The sequence below is a fragment of the Acinetobacter minutum genome (genome assembly GCF_035916735.1).
In the GTDB taxonomy this organism is placed as follows: domain Bacteria; phylum Pseudomonadota; class Gammaproteobacteria; order Pseudomonadales; family Moraxellaceae; genus Acinetobacter.
Genome location: NZ_JAQIHG010000057.1, coordinates 1 through 2,998 on the forward strand (window position 1 = coordinate 1; position 2,998 = coordinate 2,998).

4 protein-coding genes are annotated in these 2,998 nt (G+C 41.3%); all 4 read right to left on the reverse strand.

Annotated elements, in window-relative coordinates; translation table 11 throughout:
* Window positions 1-136: 136 nt before the first annotated feature.
* Window positions 137-493: a roadblock/LC7 domain-containing protein gene (locus PAE54_RS12285; protein ID WP_273778652.1), complete on the reverse strand. Its 357-nt coding sequence runs from the start codon at window positions 491-493 to the stop codon at window positions 137-139.
* 50 nt (window positions 494-543) lie between these two features.
* A complete protein-coding gene (locus PAE54_RS12290; protein WP_326519644.1) occupies window positions 544-1,503 on the reverse strand; it encodes a hypothetical protein in 960 nt (319 codons plus the stop codon).
* Between the two features lie 99 nt (window positions 1,504-1,602).
* Complete coding sequence (locus PAE54_RS12295) at window positions 1,603-2,013, reverse strand: roadblock/LC7 domain-containing protein (RefSeq protein WP_273778654.1); 411 nt, start codon at window positions 2,011-2,013, stop codon at window positions 1,603-1,605.
* A 16-nt stretch (window positions 2,014-2,029) separates the two neighbouring features.
* On the reverse strand, window positions 2,030-2,572 hold the full coding sequence (locus PAE54_RS12300; RefSeq protein WP_273778655.1) for a GTP-binding protein: 543 nt from the start codon (window positions 2,570-2,572) through the stop codon (window positions 2,030-2,032).
* Window positions 2,573-2,998 lie beyond the last annotated feature (426 nt).

The window sequence follows — 2,998 nt, forward strand, 5'->3', positions numbered from 1 at the left end:
TCCATGATGTTGATGCGCATCATAGACCAGACATTTTTATTGGTGAGAATACAGACACTTTAAATGGTTTCTAACAAGGGCTGTGCATCTGCAAGCTCAAAGCTTTACATTTGCACAGGCATGCCATCAAACTCAATTATGAAAAATCGAGTTCTTTTTCGAATGATTTCAATTCAAAACGTGCCATAGCGAGGTTTGATTTAGCACGATCAAGAACCAAATACAAAAATAGGTTTTCATTGGTTTCTAGTGGACGAAGCAAGTGATATTGCTTGCCTAAAGTGATCAGCACGTCTTCGATCCCGTCATTTAATTCAAGTGCTTTCGCCACTTTACGTTTTGCACGAAGTACTTCGGTGTTACCTGCTGCAGCAAGTTCCAAATTGATTCCTGTCCCCTGAGTTGCCAAAGCAAGACCACTTTCACTGTCTACAAGCGCTGATGCAACAAAACCATCAATTGCTGTTAAGGTATCTAGTGCAATACGTGCCATTTTATTTTTCACCTTTGTTATGGGGGATGTCCCCGAAAAAATCCATCTTTTTACAGACCTAGTTTTTTACGCAGTTTTCCAAAGAAACCGCGCAGTTTAATCATCTGATTACTATCAGCTGATTTATCGCCTCTCATGAATTGTGCTTCATGAGGTTCAATCCATTTGCCCATTTTGAGCAGATGCGTAATGGCTACAAATTTAATGAGCCGTTCATGTGAAATATTCAAATGATCGGCAACGCTTTGTAGCTGGGCACCTTGCGCAAAACAGGCAGAAATCTTGAGCAGATCACGCCGCTCGTATCCGGTATCAAATTGTGGCCAAATTTCCAGCTGAAAATACTGATTGAGCTGAATCTTGGGTAAGTCGAGTGCTGCCGAACGAAATGCCGCTTGCCATAACCAGTTGCGCAGATCCTGGGCTTTTTTATTTTTATTGGTTTCCTGCACAAACTGGCTGGTGGCATAGGTCTGGTTCAGACTCTTATTAAAAGATAGCATCGGGTTATCGCCATTCACCCAAACCCGTTCGGTCATGGTATCCACCAATGCGAGGAAGCCACTGGAGTCAAACAGCTGGATATAACCATTACGCGGCAGTAAACATTCACTGATGATGGTGCTGATATTGACTTTTTCTTCACTGACCGCCGGAGCTGGTTTAAAGGTATAGAGCGGTTCATAGTCAAAGAATTTTTCCTGTAACCATTCCTGTAAATCCGTCAACTGTTCTACCGGATAACTCAGGTTATCCGCTTCAATTTTCCCACCACCGCTGGAAGTTTTGAGCAGGCGCAGATAGGGCATACCATGATGTGACAGAATTTTTTGAATGCTGGAGGACTGAAAAAAAGCATCATTGACCATGAGCAGATCAATTTTTTGTTCGGCAATATTGACCCATTGCACTTGAATCCCATTCGGTACGGCCAGCAGAATTTGGCCCTTGAGTTGATCGAGCATATTCAGGCTGAGACCGAAAACCGCAATATTTAAAATTTTTTTCATGGTTCACTCGCATTCAGTCGGATAAAGCAAGACACTTTTGTACTCCGTATTGTGTGAAGAACAGGTAAATAATGGTCTGTGCTAATCGCTGAGTGCTCTTTAAGTACTCGTTGTTAAGGTTTCTACGACCTTTTTTAATGTGTATTGCAGTTGTCCAATCAGGACATCACGCGAAGCTAAAGCCACAATCACCATTGGATATTGCGGGTGATCTACACCCGTGAGCATCACTTTGCCGTTATCGGCATCCAGGGTAATGGTTCTACAGCCAGTCAATTGAATTTCGGAAATAAAGGCAGACACCATCGCTAAAATCGAACTGCTGACCGCTGCAATCTTGCTTGGATTTTGCAGATTCTTCTTGCTGGCCAAAGCCAGTTCAAAACCGTCAGATGAACAGAGCATGACAAAATCAATGCCAGAAACGCTATTCAGTAATTCCTGAATTTCTGCCCGACCGATATCAATGAGACCTTGCGGAATTTGACGTGAGTTTAGCGCTGCATTCATGGTGAATAAAATCCTTCTAGCTGATTGATGGTTTAACTATTTCAGCCGTTGCAATTAAAGCTTCGGTCATCAATAACACATCATCTTTTTGTCTTGCATCCACTGCAAAGAGCGGGTAATGACGGTGGTTCACCTGCATCCAGTCCCGATAGATCTTCAGCATTTGATCATCCTGTTGGTCTAGATGGGTAATGCCGACCACAATATTATTGCCATGAGCTTCGAATGCATTTAAATAGAACTCTAAGTCTTGCAAACGTTCATTACGGCTATGATCAATCAGGATGACTGTGCCGATAGCCCCCTTACAGACAATCGACCACATAAAGTCAAAGCGATCTTGTCCTGGAGTACCATACAGTCCAATTTTTAGACCTTCATCCAGAACGATTTCCCCATAATCGATTCCGACAGTGGTCAAATATTTGCTGTGCGCGTCTGTATCGGTATTGACTGCTTCGGTTCCAATGACTGGAATATCAGACAACGCCTGAATTGCCGCAGACTTGCCTGCGCCCATCGTACCGCCAAAAACAATCTTGTATTGCTGCAAGATCATAGTTATTCCTTAACCGATAAAGTGATCAATCACATCAAGCGCAATGATTCTATTTTATTAACATTAATTAACAAATACCATATTGATTCAAAATTAGTACCTAATTTTGAAAAGCTTTTTAACCTTTAATTATATTTGTAAAATATATAATGTTTGTTTTTTAATCATATTATATGTGATTTTTACACTTTATTGTGAATTGATTGGCTAATAATTTCTTTGATGTGATTGTGTTTGCATATGGGTTTGATGTTTCTTGTATAAACAGGAGGAAGTTGCTGGTGTGGCAAGAGTGGCAAAAAGTGAGATCATGTGTGGAATGATTCTCATTTATAAATAGTGCTTTAGGTGGGCTTTGTTGCACAAAGATTTGAAAGGCAAAGCGCCCCTAATTGAGCCAAATTTAAGGCGTAACTTGGGTAAGTG

Coding starts and splice junctions, on each gene's coding strand:
- PAE54_RS12285 (WP_273778652.1), bottom strand. CDS start 493: ATGGCACGTATTGCACTAGATACCTTAACAGCAATTGATGGTTTTGTT.
- PAE54_RS12290 (WP_326519644.1), bottom strand. CDS start 1,503: ATGAAAAAAATTTTAAATATTGCGGTTTTCGGTCTCAGCCTGAATATG.
- PAE54_RS12295 (WP_273778654.1), bottom strand. CDS start 2,013: ATGAATGCAGCGCTAAACTCACGTCAAATTCCGCAAGGTCTCATTGAT.
- PAE54_RS12300 (WP_273778655.1), bottom strand. CDS start 2,572: ATGATCTTGCAGCAATACAAGATTGTTTTTGGCGGTACGATGGGCGCA.